This window comes from Marinibacterium sp. SX1, assembly GCF_050389775.1.
In the GTDB taxonomy this organism is placed as follows: Bacteria; Pseudomonadota; Alphaproteobacteria; order Rhodobacterales; family Rhodobacteraceae; genus Marinibacterium.
Map to the genome: position 1 here is coordinate 4,151,561 of NZ_CP177144.1, position 15,647 is coordinate 4,167,207.

16 protein-coding genes are annotated in these 15,647 nt (G+C 67.3%); 9 read left to right on the forward strand and 7 right to left on the reverse strand.

Annotated elements, in window-relative coordinates; all coding sequences use genetic code 11:
• Window positions 1–65 precede the first annotated feature (65 nt).
• The 3 genes from upp to ACK3BB_RS18775 all read right to left on the reverse strand — a co-directional run bounded on the left by upp (window position 66) and on the right by ACK3BB_RS18775 (window position 1,363).
• On the reverse strand, window positions 66–698 hold the full coding sequence (gene upp / locus ACK3BB_RS18765; protein WP_428926167.1) for a uracil phosphoribosyltransferase: 633 nt from the start codon (window positions 696–698) through the stop codon (window positions 66–68).
• 99 nt (window positions 699–797) lie between these two features.
• Window positions 798–995: a helix-turn-helix transcriptional regulator gene (locus tag ACK3BB_RS18770; protein ID WP_428926168.1), complete on the reverse strand. Its 198-nt coding sequence runs from the start codon at window positions 993–995 to the stop codon at window positions 798–800.
• A complete protein-coding gene (locus tag ACK3BB_RS18775) occupies window positions 992–1,363 on the reverse strand; it encodes a hypothetical protein (protein ID WP_428926169.1) in 372 nt (123 codons plus the stop codon). Before ACK3BB_RS18775 ends, ACK3BB_RS18770 begins: the two co-directional genes overlap by 4 nt.
• 663 nt (window positions 1,364–2,026) lie before the next feature.
• On the opposite strand from ACK3BB_RS18775, the gene ytfQ reads away from it, so the two are divergent.
• The 5 genes from ytfQ (at window position 2,027) to ACK3BB_RS18800 (ending at window position 7,324) form a co-directional block, all read left to right on the forward strand.
• On the forward strand, window positions 2,027–2,980 hold the full coding sequence (gene ytfQ, locus ACK3BB_RS18780; RefSeq protein WP_428926170.1) for a galactofuranose ABC transporter, galactofuranose-binding protein YtfQ: 954 nt from the start codon (window positions 2,027–2,029) through the stop codon (window positions 2,978–2,980).
• Window positions 2,981–3,058: 78 nt separating this feature from the next.
• On the forward strand, window positions 3,059–4,573 hold the full coding sequence (locus ACK3BB_RS18785; protein WP_428926171.1) for a sugar ABC transporter ATP-binding protein: 1,515 nt from the start codon (window positions 3,059–3,061) through the stop codon (window positions 4,571–4,573).
• Entirely contained in the window at window positions 4,573–5,619 is a 1,047-nt protein-coding gene (locus ACK3BB_RS18790; protein ID WP_428926172.1) for an ABC transporter permease, read from the forward strand. The genes ACK3BB_RS18785 and ACK3BB_RS18790 overlap by 1 nt, the downstream gene beginning before the upstream one ends.
• The gene (yjfF, locus tag ACK3BB_RS18795; RefSeq protein WP_428926173.1) at window positions 5,619–6,611 is read left to right on the forward strand and encodes a galactofuranose ABC transporter, permease protein YjfF; all 993 of its coding nucleotides are present in this window, start codon (window positions 5,619–5,621) and stop codon (window positions 6,609–6,611) included. Before ACK3BB_RS18790 ends, yjfF begins: the two co-directional genes overlap by 1 nt.
• Complete coding sequence (locus tag ACK3BB_RS18800) at window positions 6,608–7,324, forward strand: FadR/GntR family transcriptional regulator (RefSeq protein WP_428926174.1); 717 nt, start codon at window positions 6,608–6,610, stop codon at window positions 7,322–7,324. Before yjfF ends, ACK3BB_RS18800 begins: the two co-directional genes overlap by 4 nt.
• A 1-nt stretch (window position 7,325) precedes the next feature.
• On the opposite strand, the gene ACK3BB_RS18805 is transcribed toward ACK3BB_RS18800, so the two are convergent.
• On the reverse strand, window positions 7,326–8,537 hold the full coding sequence (locus tag ACK3BB_RS18805; protein ID WP_428926175.1) for a polyhydroxyalkanoate depolymerase: 1,212 nt from the start codon (window positions 8,535–8,537) through the stop codon (window positions 7,326–7,328).
• Between the two features lie 115 nt (window positions 8,538–8,652).
• Here ACK3BB_RS18805 and ACK3BB_RS18810 point away from each other — a divergent pair, with 115 nt between their 5' ends.
• Entirely contained in the window at window positions 8,653–9,306 is a 654-nt protein-coding gene (locus tag ACK3BB_RS18810) for a glutathione S-transferase family protein (RefSeq protein WP_428926176.1), read from the forward strand.
• A gap of 402 nt (window positions 9,307–9,708) precedes the next feature.
• Here the strand turns inward: ACK3BB_RS18810 and ACK3BB_RS18815 are convergent, their stop codons facing one another.
• Complete coding sequence (locus ACK3BB_RS18815) at window positions 9,709–10,599, reverse strand: NAD(P)/FAD-dependent oxidoreductase (RefSeq protein ID WP_428926177.1); 891 nt, start codon at window positions 10,597–10,599, stop codon at window positions 9,709–9,711.
• 11 nt (window positions 10,600–10,610) lie between these two features.
• Complete coding sequence (locus ACK3BB_RS18820; protein WP_428926178.1) at window positions 10,611–11,054, reverse strand: RrF2 family transcriptional regulator; 444 nt, start codon at window positions 11,052–11,054, stop codon at window positions 10,611–10,613.
• Window positions 11,055–11,509: 455 nt separating this feature from the next.
• On the opposite strand from ACK3BB_RS18820, the gene ACK3BB_RS18825 reads away from it, so the two are divergent.
• The 3 genes from ACK3BB_RS18825 to ACK3BB_RS18835 are packed head-to-tail and all read left to right on the forward strand — an operon-like array spanning window position 11,510 to window position 14,481.
• On the forward strand, window positions 11,510–11,740 hold the full coding sequence (locus ACK3BB_RS18825) for a hypothetical protein (RefSeq protein WP_428926179.1): 231 nt from the start codon (window positions 11,510–11,512) through the stop codon (window positions 11,738–11,740).
• Window positions 11,741–11,783: 43 nt separating this feature from the next.
• The gene (locus ACK3BB_RS18830) at window positions 11,784–12,761 is read left to right on the forward strand and encodes an ABC transporter substrate-binding protein (protein WP_428926180.1); all 978 of its coding nucleotides are present in this window, start codon (window positions 11,784–11,786) and stop codon (window positions 12,759–12,761) included.
• Between the two features lie 4 nt (window positions 12,762–12,765).
• Window positions 12,766–14,481 (forward strand): ABC transporter permease, encoded by a 1,716-nt coding sequence (locus tag ACK3BB_RS18835; RefSeq protein WP_428926181.1) that lies wholly within the window; start codon window positions 12,766–12,768, stop codon window positions 14,479–14,481.
• Between the two features lie 46 nt (window positions 14,482–14,527).
• Here ACK3BB_RS18835 and ACK3BB_RS18840 read toward each other — a convergent pair whose 3' ends face one another.
• Window positions 14,528–15,544, reverse strand: a complete 1,017-nt coding sequence (locus ACK3BB_RS18840; RefSeq protein ID WP_428926182.1) for an ABC transporter ATP-binding protein — start codon at window positions 15,542–15,544, stop codon at window positions 14,528–14,530.
• Window positions 15,545–15,647 lie beyond the last annotated feature (103 nt).

The following is a 15,647-nucleotide window of genomic DNA, read 5'->3' on the forward strand; positions in this document are numbered from 1 at the left end:
TGCCCCCACAAGATGTAGGCCGATGATGCCGGAAAACCGCGGACCAGTAAAGCGGTGTGCCATGGTCACTTGGTGCCGAACATGCGGTCTCCGGCGTCGCCCAGCCCGGGCACGATATAGCCCTTGTCATTCAGCTTCTTGTCGACCGACGCGGTGACGATATGCACGTCTGGATGGGCCTCTTTCATGCGCGCGACGCCTTCTGGCGCGGCCAGCAGGCAGAGGAATCGGATGTCCTTGGCCCCGGCCTGTTTCAGCAGGTCCACCGCCGCGGCCGAGGAATTGCCCGTGGCCAGCATCGGATCGACGGCAATGACCAGCCGGTCGTCCAGGCCTTCGGGCACCTTGAAGTAATATTGCACCGGCTGCAGCGTGGCCTCGTCGCGGTACAGCCCGACAAAGCCCACCCGGGCCGAGGGCACCAGTTCGAGCACGCCGTCGAGCATGCCGTTGCCGGCCCGCAGGATCGATACAACGGCCATCTTCTTGCCGGCGATGACCGGCGCGTCCATTTCCTCGACCGGGGTGTCGATGGGCTTGGTCGTCATCGGCAATTCGCGGGTGATCTCGTAGGCCAGCAGCAGCGTGATCTCGCGCAGGAGCTGGCGGAATTCGGACGTCGGCGTGTCCTTGTCGCGCATCAGGGTCAGCTTGTGCTGGACCAGCGGGTGATCGACGATCGTAAGATGTTCGGACATGTGACGGCCTCCGGCTTTTGCCCCGTTGTGCGACATGGCGCGGGCCGTATCAAGCGGCATCCCCGGCCCGGCCGCCCCCCGGGCGCGATTATCGGCGGGTCAGTCGGGATCGGGGTGGAAGATCTGTTCGATCGGGCGGCCGAACAGGCCGGCGATACGAAAGGCCAGCGGCAGGCTGGGATCATAGCGGCCGCGTTCCAGGGCGTTGACGGTCTGGCGCGAGACATCCAGCCGCCGGGCCAGTTCGGATTGCGACCAGCCCCGGTCCTGGCGCAGATCGGCGATATCGTTTCTCATCTATGGCGCAGGTGGCCCAGCACCAGGCCCAGCCCCCAGAGCCCGGCCATCAGCGGCCAGACGGCAAACATCGACAGGCGGGGATAGCCGATGTTTTCGAGGAACCCGTAGGAAAAGGTCAGCAGGGCGGTGCCGGCAAAGGCCATGGCCAGCGCGTCGAACTGCAGCTTGCGCTGGAATTCGTCGATATCGGTCAGGGTGCGGATGATGACCAGGCACATGGCCGCGGCCGGGATCATCGGGGCCAGTGTCAGGACCAGCTGGCCGGCGGTCGAGGACACTCCGCCGGAGAGCAGGCGCAGCGACACGACCAGTACGGCGACATAGGCGGCCAGGCTGAGCAGCAATTGGAACAGACGACGGGGCATGGGGTCACCTCGGGACGGGTATTGTAAAGCTTGCTTTACAATAGGCGTGACCGCGACAGCTGTAAAGGTCGCTTTACAAAAGGTAGGCCGCAAGGGAGACGCCATGGCGGATGCAGAGGGCGAGCGCAGCAGGGAGGATACCAAGGGCAGGCACTGGGCAAAGCGGTCCGGGCAAACTGCATTGGGTCAACACAGGGACAGAGGAAAACCCACCGGGCAACTTGCCCCTGCCCCGCCGGGGCGAAGCGGGCGCCTCAAGACCGCTCAGACACATCAGCCCCGGCACCGGATGACGCCCGTCGCCCGGCACACCCTGCCCCTGTCGCCAAAACGTACCGCCCTGTCGCCGCCTCTGCTCCCCTGCCTCGGGCCTGGGCACCCGCCACAAGCGCCCGAAATCACCACATCTTCCTCGCCCTTGGCGCGCCATGTCCGCCTCGGTTGCGCACCATGACTGCCCTTACCCCAGCCGTAAAAACTCACCGCAAGCCCCCGCCTCGCGCAGGCCATTTCACATGCCAGATCGCGTCCGGCCTGGACGAGCCGGCCACAGCTTTAACGCGAACACCGATCACGGAACCGCACGAATCCGGTTTACAAAAGCCATAAAGTAATACTTAATACCTCGCGCCAACACGGCATGTTCAAAGGGAGGAGAACCAGATGAACATCAAGGCCACGCTCATGGCGAGCGCCGTTGCCCTGTCGCCCATCGTCGCCCATGCCGCCGATCTCACCATCGGCTTTTCGCAGATCGGATCGGAATCCGGCTGGCGCGCGGCCGAGACGACGGTCACCCGGCAGGAAGCCGAGAAACGCGGGATCGAGCTGAAATTCGCGGATGCCCAGCAGAAACAGGAAAACCAGATCAAGGCGATCCGGTCCTTCATCGCCCAGGGCGTTGACGCCATCCTGATCGCCCCCGTCGTGGCCACCGGCTGGGACGAGGTTCTGGAAGAAGCCCAGGATGCCGATATTCCGGTCATCCTGCTGGACCGCACCGTCGATGCCTCGGACGATCTGTACCTGACGGCCGTGACCTCGGACCTGGTGCACGAAGGCAAGGTGGCCGGCGAATGGCTGGTCTCCGAGATGGGCGACAGCGATTGCCGCATCGTCGAGCTTCAGGGCACCACCGGCTCGTCGCCGGCCATCGACCGCAAGACCGGTTTCGAACAGGGCATCGACGGCCACGCCAACCTGGAAATCGTGCGCAGCCAGACCGGCGATTTCACCCGCAGCCAGGGCAAGGTCGTGATGGAAAGCTTCCTCAAGGCCGAGGGCGGCGAGAACATCTGCGCGCTTTATGCCCATAACGACGACATGGCCGTCGGCGCGATCCAGGCCATCAAGGAAGCCGGGCTGAAACCGGGCGAAGACATCAAGATCGTCGCCATCGACGCCGTGCCCGACGCCCACCTGGCCATTGCCCAGGGCGAGATGAACGCCACGATCGAGCTGACGCCCAACATGGCCGGCCCGGCGCTGGACGCGCTCGAAGCCTACCTGGCCGATGGCACCGTGCCGCCGAAATGGATCCAGACGGAATCCAAGCTCTTCACCGCCTCGGACGACAACCAGTCGATCTACGAGATGAAGAAGGATCTCGGCTACTGAGCCGGGCCGCGCGGGGGCCCGCCCCCGCGCATTCCCCCATTGCCACGGCCCCCGGGCCGGCGGCCACGAGGCGGACCGATGACAGACGATCAAACAGTGATGCTGCACGCCAGCGGCGTGTCCAAGTTCTTTCCCGGCGCGGTGGCGCTCGACGATGTCGAGCTCAAGCTCTACCCCGGTGAAGTCCATGCCCTTCTGGGCGAAAACGGCGCGGGCAAGTCGACGCTGATCAAGTGCCTCACGGGGGTCTACCGGCGCGACGGCGGCACGATCGTGCTGGATGGCGAAGCGATCGACCCCCATTCGACCCAGGACAGCCAGAAACTGGGCATCGGGACGGTCTACCAAGAGGTCAACCTGCTGCCCAACCTGACCGTGGCCGAGAACCTCTTCCTGGGCCGCCAGCCGATGCGCATGGGCCTGCTGGCCCGCCGCCGCATGGTGGCCGAGGCCCGGCGGGTGCTGGGCGATTACGGGCTGGACATCGACCCCGGCGAGCCGCTGACGGCCTATTCGGTGGCCGTCCAGCAGGTCGTGGCCATTGCCCGGGCGGTCGAGATGTCGGGCAAGGTGCTGATCCTCGACGAACCCACCGCCTCGCTCGACCGCGACGAGGTGCAGCTGCTGTTCTCGGTCATCCGCCGGCTGAAGGACCGCGGTCTGGCCGTGGTGTTCATCACCCATTTCCTCGACCAGGTCTTCGACATTTCGGACCGGGCGACCGTGCTGCGCAACGGCCGGGTCGTCGGAACGCGCACGCTGGAAGGCGTCAGCCAGAAGGACATCGTGACGCTGATGCTGGGCCGCCAGCTGGAAGCCCGGGTGCATGACCGGGCGCCGTCGCGGGTGGGCGAATTGCTGATCGAGATCGACGGGCTGGCGAAATCGGGCATGCTGGACCCGGCCAGCATGCAGATCCACAAGGGCGAGGTCGTCGGCCTGGCCGGGCTGCTGGGATCGGGGCGGACCGAGACGGCCAACCTGATCTTCGGTGCGGTGCCAGCCGACCAGGGCCGCATCCTGCGCGACGGCCGCGAGATCCGCGTGACCAACCCGCGCGAGGCCGTGGCCCAGGGTTTCGCGCTGTGCCCCGAGGACCGCAAGACCGACGGCATCGTCGGCGACCTGTCGGTGCGCGACAACATCATCCTGGCGCTGCAGGCGCGGCAAGGCTGGTCGCGGCCGATCCCCCGGGCCAAGGTCAACGAGATCGCCGAGCATTACGTCAAGGCGCTGGATATCCGGCTGGCCAGCCTCGACATGCCGATCCGCCTGCTGTCGGGCGGCAACCAGCAAAAGGCCCTTCTGGCCCGCTGGCTGGCCACCTCGCCCGATTTCCTGATCCTCGACGAACCGACCCGGGGCATCGACGTGGGTGCCCATGCCGAGATCATCGCGCTGATCGAATCGCTGCGCGAACAGGGCATGGCCCTGCTGGTCGCCTCGTCCGAGCTGGAAGAGCTGGTGGCCTATTCCTCGCGCGTCATCGTCCTGCGCGACCGCCGCCAGGTCAGCGAGCTGACGGGCAGCCGGATCACCGCCCATAACATCGTCCATGCCATCGCGGACGAACCGCTGCAGGAGGCCTCGTGATGGCCGGCACGACCACATCGACCTTTCGCCGCATCCTGCCCCAGCTGGTCATCCTGGCCTGTGCGCTTGTGCTCAACGTGCTGGTCTTTCCCGATTTCTTCCGCATCGAATTCCAGAACGGCCGGTTGTTCGGCAACCTGATCGACGTGCTGAACCGGGGCGCGCCGGTGGCCCTGCTGTCGATCGGCATGACCCTTGTGATCGCCACCCGGGGGATCGACCTGTCGGTCGGCGCGGTCATGGCCATCGCCGGGGCGACGGCTGCCAGCATCGTCGTCGACGGCCATGGCTGGGTCACCGCGCTGATCGGCGCGCTGGCCGTGGGCGCGATCTGCGGGGCGTGGAACGGGGTGCTGGTGGCCGTGCTGCGCATCCAGCCCATCGTGGCCACGCTGGTGCTGATGGTGGCCGGCCGGGGCATCGCCCAGCTGATCACCGAAGGCACCATCCTGACCTTTCTCAACCCCGGCCTGATCCGGCTGGGCGCGGGCACGATCATGGGCGTGCCGACGCCGATCATCCTGTGGATCGCCCTGGGCGCCTTTGCCGCCTGGCTGGTCCGGCGCACGGCGCTTGGCCTGCTGATCGAATCCATCGGGGTCAACCAGGCCTCGTCGCGGCTGGCGGGTATCAACGCCCGGGTGCTGCTGGTCTCGGTCTACCTGGTCTCGGGCCTCTGTGCGGCGCTGGCCGGGGTCATCGTGGCCGCCGACATCAAGGGCGCGGATGCCAACAACGCCGGGCTGTGGCTGGAACTGGATGCCATCCTGGCCGTGGTGATCGGCGGCAATTCCCTGCTGGGAGGCCGGTTTTCCATCGTGGCCTCGCTGCTGGGCGCGCTGATCATCCAGTCGGTCAATTCGGTCATCCTGCTGTCGGGCATGCCGCCCGAATTCAACCTGGTGATCAAGGCCCTGCTGATCCTGGCCATCCTTGTCATCCAGTCGCCCAAGGTCGGCCATGCCGTCTACATGCTGCGCGCGGCCGGGCCGCGGGCCTTCAAGGCCCGGGCCGATGTCGCGCCGCGCCCGCAGGAGGAACAATGATGATCCGCTCCCACCACCTGCCCCTGATGGTCACCCTGGCCACCTTCGTGCTGGCCTATGCGCTCTGCGGCATGCAGTACCCGTCGATGTTCTCGACCCGGGTCGTGGCCAACCTGCTGACCGACAACGCCTTTCTGGGCATCGTCGCCGTGGGCATGACCTTTGTCATCCTGTCGGGGGGCATCGACCTGTCGGTCGGGTCGGTCATCGCCTTCTCGGGGGTCTTCCTGGCCGTGATCCTGCGCGACACCTCGATCCATCCGCTGACGGCCTTTGTGCTGGTGTTGTGCATCACCACGGCCTTCGGCGCGGCCATGGGGGCGGTGATCCACTACCTGGAAATGCCGCCCTTCATCGTCACCCTGGCCGGCATGTTCCTGGCCCGTGGCGCGGCCTACGTGCTGTCGACCGACAGCGTGCCGATCGACCATGCCTTCTATGACGTGCTGAAAGATGTCTACTGGAAGGCCCCCTCGGGCGGGCGTTTTCGACTGATCGGCGGGCTGATGATCCTGACCTTCGTCGTTGCCGGCATCGTCCTGCACCGCACGCGCTTTGGCCAGAACGTCTATGCCCTGGGCGGCGGTGCGGCCACGGCCCGGCTGATGGGCGTGCCGCTGGCCGGCACCACCGTCGGCATCTACGCCGTGTCCGGCGGGCTGGCCGGGCTGGCCGGCATCGTCTTTTCGCTCTACACCTCAGCGGGCTATTCGCTGGCCACCGTGGGCGTCGAGCTGGATGCCATTGCCGCGGTCGTGATCGGGGGGACCCTGCTGAGCGGGGGGTACGGGTTTGTCGCCGGAACGTTCTTCGGCATTCTCATCATGGGTCTGATCCAGACCTACATCGTCTTCGACGGCAGCCTGTCGAGCTGGTGGACAAAGATCGTCATCGGCGGACTGCTCTTCGCTTTCATCCTGCTCCAGAAGGGACTGACTTGGGCAACAACGGCGCGCAGGAAAACCGCGACTGGCTTCGCCACGCAATCATGACACTGGTCTCGCCCGGCGCGCGGCTGGAACGGGCGTCCAACCACACGAATTTCGTGGTGGAGCAGATCGGCCGGGCCATCGTGGCGGGCGAATACCCGGCGGAATCCATGATCCCGCTGGACCCGGACCTGTGCGAGATGTTCGACGTCTCGCGCACCGTCGTGCGCGAGGCCAAGAAGACCCTGGCGGCCAAGGGGCTGATCCAGTCCAAGGCCAAGGTCGGCACCCATGTGCGCCCGGCGGCGGAATGGAACCTCTTCGACGAGGACGTGCTGCGCTGGCATACCTCGATGAAGAACCCCGGGCGGTTCTACGAGGAATTGCTGGAAATCCGCCTGATATTCGAGCCCGCCGCCGCTGCCCAGGCCGCGCGCCAGGCCAATGATGCCGATTGCACGCGGCTCTTCGGGCTGTGCGACCGGCTGGCCGATGCCCGGACACGGGCCGATTTCGTCGTGGCCGATTACGAATTCCACCAGCAGGTGCTGGTCCTGTCGGACAACCGTTTCCTGCAATCGCTGGGCCATATCGTGCAGACGGCGCTGTATTCGCTGTTTCTCAAGGAGCCCGAGGCCAGCTTTCTGGACGCCCGGGCCGAAGTGGCCGGCAATCACCGCCTGATCGCCAAGGCCATCTGCAACGGCCTGCCGGCCGAGGCCCACGAAGCCATGGCCCGGGTCATCCGCGACGGCCACCTGCGGGCGGCCGGCTAGGTCATTCCATCGCCAGGATCATGTTGCGCACCACCGGATAGATCTCGCGTTCCCAGCGCCGGCCGTTGAACACGCCGTAATGGCCGACATTGGCCTGCAGGTGGTGGCGTTTCAGATGCGGGCGCAGCGACCGGCAGAGGTCATGGGCCGCCGCCGTCTGGCCCAGCGAACAGATGTCGTCGCGCCCGCCCTCGACGGTCAGAAGCGCGGTCTGGCGGATCTCGCCCGGGTCGACCAGGTCGCCGCGATAGGTGAATTCGCCCTTGGCCAGCTCGGCACGCTGAAAGATCCGGTCGATGGTTTCCAGGTAGAATTCGGCCGTCAGATCGAGCACGGCGAAATACTCGTCGTAGAAATCCTTGATCTTCATGGCCTCGGCCATCTCACCCCGGGCGAGGTGGCGATAGAGCTTGTTGTGCTGGTCGCGGTGGCGATCCATGTTCATCGCCATGAAGGCCGTCAGCTGGACAAACCCCGGGTAGACCTTGCGCCCTGCCCCGGCATAACGGCTGGGCACCTCGGCGATGACGTTCTTCTCGAACCACTCGTAGGGCTTGTCGAAGGCCAGCTCGTTCACCGTCGTCGGGCTTTCGCGCACGTCGATCGGCCCGGCCATCAGGGTCATCGTCCGCGGCGTGGCCGGGTTCTTGTCCTTCGACATAACCGCCACGGCAATCAGCGCCTGCACGCAGGGCTGGCAGACCGCCAGCAGGTTGCCCCCCGGCCCGATCTCTTCGAGGAAGCGGATCAGGTATGCGACGTAATCCTCGACCCCGAACTCCCCCGCCGACAGCGGCACGTCGCGGGCGTTCTTCCAATCGGTGATATAGACATCGTGGTCGCGCAACAGCACCTCGACCGTGCCGCGCAGCAGGGTCGCGAAATGGCCCGACAGCGGCGCCACGACCAGGACGGGCGGCTGCGGCGTGTCGATGTCCTTGGCGAAATGGCGCAGCTCGCCGAAAGGCAGGTCCAGCGTCACTTCCTCGCGCACGGCCACCTCGCGGTTGCCGACCATGACCGAGGGAATGTTGAAGCCGGGGCTGTGGTGGGTCAGCCGGAACCGGGCGATCATTTCCAGCCAGGCATCGGTATGCGGCACCGCCGGGTTCCAGGCGCCCCACCCCGCCCAGCCATCCAGCCGCATCGTCCGGGCCATGGCCCGCATCGGCGCAATGAGGTCATCCTGGAACTGGTAAAACTGGTAAAGCATGTCAGTTTCCTTATCCGTGCCCGCAGAATTCTCCCTTGGCAAAAAGCCTAGTCCGTTTCATGCTGCACTGCGACATAAATTATCTGCGTCGCAGAATTGCAGCGAGGGACGGGACATGGGCCGTGCGACACTGACGATTTCTTCCAAGAATTATTCCTCGTGGTCCCTGCGTGGCTGGCTTTTGTGCAGGATGGCCGGCATCGATTTCGACGAGAAGGTCGTCGACGTGGATGACCCGGAAAACCGGCAGGAATTGCTGCTTCTGTCGCCTTCGGTCCGGGTGCCGCGCCTGTCCCATCGCGATGTCGAGGTCTGGGACACGCTGGCGATTGCCGAATATCTGCACGAAATTTCACCAATGGCCGGTCTTCTGCCCGAAGACAGCAAGGCCCGGTCACATTGCCGGTCGATCTCGGGCGAGATCCATTCGGGGTTCTACAACCTGCGGTCGGCCCTGCCGATGAACATCAAGGCGCGCCACCAGTCGTTCAAGATCTTCTCGGGCGCCCGGCCCGACGTGGCCCGGGTCAAGGAGATCTGGTCGGAATGCCTGGACGCCCATGGCGGGCCGTTCCTGTTCGGCGAACCGACCATGGCCGATGCGATGTATGCCCCGGTCTGCACCCGGTTCCGCACCTATGCCGTCGAGATGGAGCCCGAGCTGGAAGCCTATTGCCAGGCGGTCTTTGCCTGGGAGCCGATGGCCGAATGGTGCAACGCGGCACTGCAGGAACCCGACGAGGTGGTCGAACTCGAAGTCGAGTTCTGAACGCCCCCGGGCTCGGCCGGTCATTCCTGACACTCCGGCCGACCTGGCCCGTTCGTTCAGCCCCGGCCCGTTCAGGCCGGCTCGCCCGGTCACCCCGACCCGCCCGGTCAATCCGGTCCGCCGTTCAGCCCAACCCGCCCGATCGTCCCGGCCCACCCGATCGCCCCGGCCCGCGCAGTCACTTCAGCCCTCTCAGTCACTCCAAGCCGCCCGGTCAACCCCACATACCGATCTAACCGACCTGCCCGATCAAACCGGCCCGCGCATCCACTCCTGCCCGCGCATCCACCCCAACCCGCCCGGACAACCCGACCCTGCGTGTAGGACCGACCGACCGCGTCAACCGAACCGACCCGGTCAGACCGACCGGCCGGGTCAATCCGCCCCGCCCGATCAGCACCTTCAGCCGTCCGGCCAGACCAGCGAACGATGGATCTGCGCCCCGGCCCAGGCCCCGTCCCCCACGGCCAGCGACACCGAATGGGGCATGCGCGCGACGTCGCCGCAGGCAAAGACCCCGGGGACCGAGCTTTCCTTGGCCTCGTTGGTGCGGATCATCCGGCCCATGGCGTTCTCGGTTGTCTCGCAGCCCATCTGTTCGGCCAGGGGCGTGGCCGGGCGGGTCGTCGAGGCCGTGAAGAGCCCCGCAAAGCCCAGCCTGCGGCCATCGGCCAGGGTCACGTCGGCCGTGCCCGACAGGCCCGTGATCGGCCCTTCCTCGATGGTCACGCCCCGGGTCTCCAGCATCCGCCGGGCCTCGGCATCCGGCCCCTCCGTGCCGTTCAGCAGGAAGGTGACCCGCCCCCATTCCGGCAGAAGCTGGGCCTGGTGCACCGACATCGGCCCGGTGGCAATCACGCCGATCTCGCCCTGGTCCAGCTCGTACCCATGGCAATAGGGGCAGTGAAACACCGACCGCCCCCAGCGCTCGGCCAGCCCGGGAATGTCGGGCAGGATGTCCCGCACCCCGGTCGCGAACAGCAGCCGGCGGCCCCGGTGTGTCACCCCGGTGTCGGTGCCTACGGCAAAGTCATCCCGGGCGCCCTCGGCCGTATGCGCCGTGCCCTCGACCCAGGTCAGGGTGGGATAGCGCATCAATTGCGCCCGGGCGCTGCGGGCGATCTCGGCCGGGTCGATGCCATCCTGGCCGATGAAGCCGTGGCTGTGGCTGGCAAAGCGGTTGCGGCGCAGCCCCGCGTCGATCACCAGCACCTTGCGGCGGGCACGCAGAAGCTGCAGGGCGGCGGCCATTCCGGCGTAGCTGCCCCCGACGACGATCACGTCATGGGTCATTGTCCTGTCCTTCAGTCCTTCGATTGGCGGCGTGCGTCGAACCGCCGTGTGAAATCGCGCGACAGATCCGCCAGCGTCACGCCGGCGAACCGATCCAGCAACAGGGCCTCGGCCTCGGCAAAGGCCCCGTCGAGCGCGGCATTGACCGATTGCTCGACCAGGCATTCGGGCGTCTCGTTGCGGTTGCCGATGGCAAAGATCGCCGGTTCGCCCAGGGCCTCGTGCAGGTGGCGCAGGGTGACCGCCGACAGGTCGGCCGAGATGCGCCAGCCCCCGGCATGACCCCGTTCGGATTGCACCAGCCCGGCCTTGCGCAACAGGCCCATCGTCCGACGGACGACCACCGGGTTGGCACCCAGGCACTGGCCCAGCATGTCGGATGTCATCGGCCCGTCATGGTCGGCCATGTGCAGCAGCGCATGCAGGACCGAGGAAAGGCGGCTGTCTCTTTTCATGTAACTTTATATGTTACGATTCGGGGCGCAGGTCAAGATCCCCACCCGCCGCCGCTCCTTTACCCGGACCAGCCACTGCCCGTGCCGAGCCGCACATTGCCGATCACCGAACCCGGTCGCCTCATGCCCCACATCGGGCAGGTCCCATGGCGCTGGCGTATGGGCCGCGCCAGTCCCGTCCCGCCGCCCATCCCGGGCCGCATCTTGCCGAACGCTGGCCCGCGTCGAGCCCAGCCCCCTGCCGAGCAATTTGGCGGCGCGAGCTCACGGACCGCGCCGGGGCCCGGACCAACAAAACGGTCGGGTCAGCCGCGGCGGGTGGGTCGGACATGCTGGACATGTGGGGTGTGTCTGACGCGTCAGGCGAGCCGAACATATCGTAGGTGCTGATCCCTTCAGGCAGGCCAGCCGCGTCCGATGTCTCCCACCTGTCGGCCGTATCGGACGGGCCAACCGTGTCGACACTGTCGGTCTTAGCGGACATCTCGGGCACCTCATTCACGCTGGTCGCCTCGTTCACGCTGGTCGCCTCGTTCACGCCGGACGTCTCGGGCGTATCGGACCTGTCGGACCAGCCCAACCCGTCGGACCCGTCGGACCCGTCGGACCCGTCGGACGACGCAACGCCCACGTCATCCTGCTCTGTCAAGAAACTGCAATACATCGCTGCTACCCCGCCCCAATAGCCGCCCCGCCTCCTCGGGGCGCCACCGACTTGGGGATGAACACATGAAAACGACGCTTCTTCTGTCCGCGCTGGTCGCGGGCCTTGCCGGCACCGCCATGGCCGATCCGTCGGGCAAGCTGGTCCTTTACACCTCGCAGCCCAATGCCGACGCCCAGCAGACCGTCGACGCCTTCACCGCGAAATATCCCGACGTCGAGGTCGAATGGTTCCGCGATGGCACGACCAAGGTCATGGGCAAGCTGGCCGCCGAATTCGAAGCCGGCCAGCCCCAGCCCGACGTCCTGCTGATCGCCGACATGGTCACCATGGAAGGGCTGGAAGCCGAGGGCCGGCTGATGGCCTATCCCGAGGCTGATACCTCGGCCTATGGCGACCAGCTGATGGATGCCGAGGGCCATTACTTCTCGACCAAGCTGATCACCACCGGCATCGTCTACAACACGTCGGCCGAAATGGTCCCGACCTCCTGGAACGACCTGCTCAAGCCCGAAGCCAAGGGCCAGATCGTCATGCCCTCGCCGCTGACCTCGGGCGCCGCGACGATCCACATGGCCGCGCTGACCTCGAACCCCGACCTGGGCTGGGATCTCTACCAGGGCCTGGCCGACCAGGGCACCAACCCGCAGGGCGGCAACGGCGGGGTCTACAAGGCCGTGGCCGGAGGCGAGAAGCTGTACGGTTTCGTCGTCGATTTCCTGCCCATCCGCGAGCTGTCCAACGGCGCGCCGGTGGCATTTGTCTTCCCCGAGGAAGGCGTGTCGGCCGTGACCGAACCGGTGGCCATCCTGTCGACGGCCCGCAACCCCGAGGCCGCCAAGGCCTTTGTCGATTTCCTCATCTCGACCGAAGGCCAGGAACTGGCCGCATCGATGGGCTACCTGCCGGCGCATCCCGACGTGGCCGCCCCGGCCGGGTTCCCGGCCCTGTCCGACATCAAGCTGATGGATTTCGACCCGGCCAAGGCGCTGGCCGAGGACCAGGCCAACAAGCAGAAGTTCCTGGACATCTTCGGCGGCTGACCTCTTGACCCGCCTGCAAGACCTGTCGCGCGGCGAGGCAATGTCCCTCGCCGCGCTTCTCCTTTTCTTCCTGGTGCTCTTTGCCCTGCCCCTTGGCCTGCTGGCCAAGGTCGGGCTCAGCGATGCCGGCCTGCCCTCGCTGGGCCCGCTGGCCGAGGCCCTGCAAAGCGGCTCGGTCCGGCGCGCGGCCTGGCGGTCGTTCGAAAGCGCCGCCGTCTCGGGCCTGGGCGCGCTGGTGCTGGGCACGGTGCTGGCCCTGGCCCTGGGCCTGACCGACGTACGGATGAAGGGCACGGCGATCTTCCTGCTGCTGCTGCCGATGATGATCCCGCCCCAGGTCACGGCCATTGCCTGGGTGCAGGCCATGGGCCCGGGCAGCCCGGTGCTGGGCTGGCTGGGCATCGCCCCGCCGCCCGGCACGCCGCATCCGCTCTATTCGGCCTTCGGGGTCATGCTGTTGCTGACCTTCCAGCATACGCCGCTGGTCATCCTTGTCGTGCTGGCCGCCCTGCGCGCCATCCCGCGCGAAATGTCCGAGGCCGCGCGGATCTCGGGCGCCGGGCCGCTGCGCCTGTTGCGCCGGGTGCTGTTGCCCCTGCTGGCCCCGACGCTGTTGGCCGGTTTCATGCTGGCCTTTGTCTCGGCCCTGGGCAATTTCGGCATCCAGGCCATCCTGGGCATTCCCGCGCGCTATACCACCCTGCCCGTGCTGATCTGGCGGCGGCTGTCCAGCTTCGGGCCGTCGGTGCTGACCGACGTGGCCGTGATCTCGATCCTGCTGGCCATTGTCGCCGGGCTGGCCATCATCCTGCAGATGGCCCTGCAACGCCGGTTTCGCGCCCATGTCACCGGCCCGCCCCAGCCGCCCCTGCGCATCGCCCTGGGCCGCTGGCGCCCGGCGGTCGAAGCCGGGCTGGGCGTCTATATCCTGGCCACGCTGGTCCTGCCCCTGTCGGCCCTGCTGGCCACGGCCCTGGTGCGCACCTACGGCCTGCCCCTGACAGCCCAGACCGTCACTTTCGACAATTTCGCCGAGATCCTCTTTCGCCAGGCGGCCACCGCCCGGGCCTTTGTCAATTCCTCGCTGACGGCCGGGGCCGCAGCGCTGGTGCTGGCCGCGGTGTCGGTGCTGACCGGCATGTTCCTGGCCCGACCCGGGCGCAACCGCGCCGGCCGGCCCGTCGCCGCGCTGGTCTCGGGCGGGGCGGACATGAGCTATGCCATCCCCGGGCTGGTCATATCCATCGCCTTCATCCTGGCTTTCATCCGGCCGCTGCCCGTGGTCGGCCTGTCGCTCTACAACACCCTGGCCATCATCTTCCTCGCCTATCTTACGGCCTTCCTGTCGATCGCCCTGAAACCGGTTGTCGCGGCCTTTGCCCAGCTGGACCCGGCCCTGGACGATGCCGCCCGGGTGTCGGGCGCGGGGTTCGGCCTGCGCCTGCGCCGCATCCTGGCCCCTGTGGTCGCCCCGGCCGCCGCATCGGGCGCGATCCTGGTGTTCCTGACGGCCTATAACGAGGTCACCGTCTCGGCGCTGCTGTGGTCGGCCGGCAACGAGACCATCGGCACGGCGATCTTCAACTATGAAGACGGGGGCTATACCACCCTGGCCGCGGCGATGTCCTGCGTGACGGTCGTGGCCACCGTTGCGCTGATGGCCGCGCTGGACCGGGCCGGGCGGCACCTGCCCCCCGGGGTCGTGCCCTGGCGGATGTAAGGCCCGGCCATGCCCGGGGCGAACAAGAATTTTCTCCGGAAAATTCTCACCCGGCGGCGGGCAGCGCCCAGGCCCGGGTCAGCCGCACGCCCAGGGTGTCACCGTCGCGGAGCGGCACGGCGGCGCTGACCGGCAGCGGCTCGGCCAGGCCCTCGACCCGGACCAGCGCCTCCCATCCGCCGCCGCGGTAGAACGCGCTTTCGACCCGCCCGGGCAGGCCCTCTCCCAGCACCACGTCACCCGGGCGCACCACCAGCCGCACCGGCCCCTCGCGCCCCGGGCAGGCCACCGACACCGGCCCCGCCACGGCCTGCCCACCGCCGGCCACGGCATCCAGCAGCGCGGCCCGGCCGATGAACCGGGCGACCTCCTCTGTGGCCGGGCGGTCGTGGATCTCCTGCGGCGGGGCGACCTGCAGGAACCGCCCGCCCCACATCACGGCGATCCGGTCGGCCAGGGCCATGGCCTCGCGCTGGGAATGGGTGACATACATCGTCGTGCCCCCGGCCTCGCGGTGGAACCGGGTGATCTCCGTTTCCATCCGCCCGCGCAGATGCGGGTCGAGATTGGCCAGCGGCTCATCCATCAGCACGGTGCTGGCCCCACCCGCCAGGCAGCGGGCCAGCGCCACGCGCTGGCGCTGGCCGCCCGACAGTTCCGCCGGCATACGCCCCGACAGCGCTCCCAGGTCCACCGTGTCGAGATGGGCCATCGCCCCGCGCCGGGCCTCGGCCCGCGACCGGCCCGCCGCCTCGGCCGGAAAGGCCACGTTGCCCAGCACATCCATGTGCGGCCAGAGCGCGTAGGATTGGAACACCACGCCCACCTGGCGGGCCTCGGGCGGCACGTGCAGGCCCGGCCCCGACACCGGGCGGCCGTCCAGCCGGATCTCGCCCCGGTCGAGCGTTTCCAGCCCCGCAACCAACCGCAGCAACGTGGATTTCCCGCAGCCCGACGGGCCGAGCACGACAAAGAACTCGCCCGGCGCAAGGGTGACATCCACCCCGTCGATCACCCGGTTGCCCCGGATGCTCTTGCCCAGCCCCGACATCTGAACCGACATGGACCAATCCCCATCTGACCCGCATCAGCGCCCTAGCCGCGGCGCTGCCGGCGCGCAAGGGAGGGTCATGAAACTGTCATGCGAGACCGCCTGCCAGGGCGGA

Excerpts from the sequence above, each read along its gene's own strand:
- upp (WP_428926167.1), bottom strand. The coding sequence starts at position 698 with ATGTCCGAACATCTTACGATCGTCGATCACCCGCTGGTCCAGCACAAG.
- ACK3BB_RS18770 (WP_428926168.1), bottom strand. The coding sequence starts at position 995 with ATGAGAAACGATATCGCCGATCTGCGCCAGGACCGGGGCTGGTCGCAA.
- ACK3BB_RS18775 (WP_428926169.1), bottom strand. The coding sequence starts at position 1,363 with ATGCCCCGTCGTCTGTTCCAATTGCTGCTCAGCCTGGCCGCCTATGTC.
- ytfQ (WP_428926170.1), top strand. The coding sequence starts at position 2,027 with ATGAACATCAAGGCCACGCTCATGGCGAGCGCCGTTGCCCTGTCGCCC.
- ACK3BB_RS18785 (WP_428926171.1), top strand. The coding sequence starts at position 3,059 with ATGACAGACGATCAAACAGTGATGCTGCACGCCAGCGGCGTGTCCAAG.
- ACK3BB_RS18790 (WP_428926172.1), top strand. The coding sequence starts at position 4,573 with ATGGCCGGCACGACCACATCGACCTTTCGCCGCATCCTGCCCCAGCTG.
- yjfF (WP_428926173.1), top strand. The coding sequence starts at position 5,619 with ATGATCCGCTCCCACCACCTGCCCCTGATGGTCACCCTGGCCACCTTC.
- ACK3BB_RS18800 (WP_428926174.1), top strand. The coding sequence starts at position 6,608 with ATGACACTGGTCTCGCCCGGCGCGCGGCTGGAACGGGCGTCCAACCAC.
- ACK3BB_RS18805 (WP_428926175.1), bottom strand. The coding sequence starts at position 8,537 with ATGCTTTACCAGTTTTACCAGTTCCAGGATGACCTCATTGCGCCGATG.
- ACK3BB_RS18810 (WP_428926176.1), top strand. The coding sequence starts at position 8,653 with ATGGGCCGTGCGACACTGACGATTTCTTCCAAGAATTATTCCTCGTGG.
- ACK3BB_RS18815 (WP_428926177.1), bottom strand. The coding sequence starts at position 10,599 with ATGACCCATGACGTGATCGTCGTCGGGGGCAGCTACGCCGGAATGGCC.
- ACK3BB_RS18820 (WP_428926178.1), bottom strand. The coding sequence starts at position 11,054 with ATGAAAAGAGACAGCCGCCTTTCCTCGGTCCTGCATGCGCTGCTGCAC.
- ACK3BB_RS18830 (WP_428926180.1), top strand. The coding sequence starts at position 11,784 with ATGAAAACGACGCTTCTTCTGTCCGCGCTGGTCGCGGGCCTTGCCGGC.
- ACK3BB_RS18840 (WP_428926182.1), bottom strand. The coding sequence starts at position 15,544 with ATGTCGGTTCAGATGTCGGGGCTGGGCAAGAGCATCCGGGGCAACCGG.